This window comes from Streptomyces carminius (assembly GCF_002794255.1).
In the GTDB taxonomy this organism is placed as follows: Bacteria; Actinomycetota; Actinomycetes; order Streptomycetales; family Streptomycetaceae; genus Streptomyces; species Streptomyces carminius.
Window position 1 is genome coordinate 1 of sequence record NZ_PGGW01000026.1, and the last position, 1,455, is coordinate 1,455.

3 protein-coding genes are annotated in these 1,455 nt (G+C 68.2%); all 3 read left to right on the plus strand.

Annotated elements, in window-relative coordinates; translation table 11 throughout:
- Window positions 1–417, plus strand: a 417-nt coding sequence (locus CUT44_RS08605) for a roadblock/LC7 domain-containing protein (RefSeq protein WP_233221317.1), incomplete at its 5' end; no start/stop codon positions are given.
- Window positions 418–483: 66 nt separating this feature from the next.
- Window positions 484–897, plus strand: coding sequence for a DUF742 domain-containing protein (locus CUT44_RS08610; protein ID WP_100201587.1), 414 nt, complete (start codon window positions 484–486; stop codon window positions 895–897).
- On the plus strand, window positions 878–1,455 hold a 578-nt coding region (locus tag CUT44_RS08615; protein WP_100201588.1), incomplete at its 3' end, for a GTP-binding protein. The genes CUT44_RS08610 and CUT44_RS08615, both read left to right, overlap by 20 nt.

Genomic DNA, 1,455 nt, shown 5'->3' on the forward strand with positions numbered 1-1,455 from the left:
CCGATGAGCCAGGCGGCGCAGAACCTGAACTGGTTGATCACCAACTTCGTGGACAACACCCCGGGGGTGTCGCACACGGTGGTGGTCTCCGCCGACGGCCTCCTTCTGGCCATGTCCGAGGGGTTCCCGCGGGACCGTGCCGATCAGTTGGCGGCGGTCGCGTCGGGGCTGACCTCGCTGACCGCTGGTGCGTCGCGCATCTTCGAGGGGGGTGCGGTGAATCAGACGGTGGTGGAGATGGAGCGTGGGTTCCTTTTCATCATGTCGATCTCCGACGGTTCCTCGCTGGCGGTGCTGGCCCATCCGGACGCGGACATCGGTCTGGTGGGTTATGAGATGGCGCTGCTGGTGGATCGCGCGGGTACGGTGCTGACCCCGGACCTCCGTGCCGAACTGCAAGGCAGTCTTCTCAATTAGGCCCCGCTCCCCCCACACGAGCACTACAGTCCGCATCGCCGACCCCATGCCTCGCCCGGAGGAGCCATGACCCCGCCGCCCGCCTCACCCGGTTCGTACGGTGGCCTGAACGACAACATGCCGTACGGCGGCGAAGGCGACCAACCGCTGGTGCGGCCGTACGCCATGACGGGGGGCCGTACCCGCCCGCGGTACCAGCTCGCGATCGAGGCACTGGTGAGCACCAGCGCCGATCCGGCACAGCTCATGGGACTGCTGCCCGAGCACCAGCGGATCTGCCATCTGTGCCAGGAGGTCAAGTCGGTGGCGGAGATCTCCGCCCTGCTCGCCATACCTCTGGGGGTGGCACGGATTCTCGTCGCCGACCTGGCCGAAGCCGGAATGGTGGCGATCCATCAGCCGGGCAGCAGCAGCGAGCCCGGCGGCGCACCGGATGTGACACTGCTCGAAAGGGTGCTCAGTGGACTTCGCAAGCTCTAGCCCGCAGGCCGCCTACGGGGCTCCTGCATCACGTGCCACCACGTCCGCGAAGATCGTGGTGGCGGGCGGGTTCGGCGTGGGCAAGACGACCTTCGTGGGCGCCGTGTCGGAGATCAACCCGCTGCGTACCGAGGCCGTGATGACCGCCGCGTCGGCGGGGATCGACGACCTGACCCACACCGCGGACAAGACCACCACGACGGTGGCGATGGACTTCGGCCGGATCACGCTGGACCAGGACCTGATTCTGTACCTGTTCGGCACCCCCGGGCAGGACCGGTTCTGGTTCATGTGGGACGACCTGGTGCGCGGCGCGATCGGCGCGGTGGTGCTGGTGGACACCAGGCGGCTGGCGGACTGCTTCCCGGCGGTGGACTACTTCGAGAACTCGGGTCTGCCGTTCGTGATCGCGCTGAACGGCTTCGACGGCCACCAGCCCTACACGCCGGAGGAGGTGCGCGAGGCGCTGCAGATCGGTCCGGACGCGCCGATCATCACCACCGACGCCCGGCAGCGGGCGGAGGCCAAGAGCGCCCTGATCACCCTGGTCGAGCACGC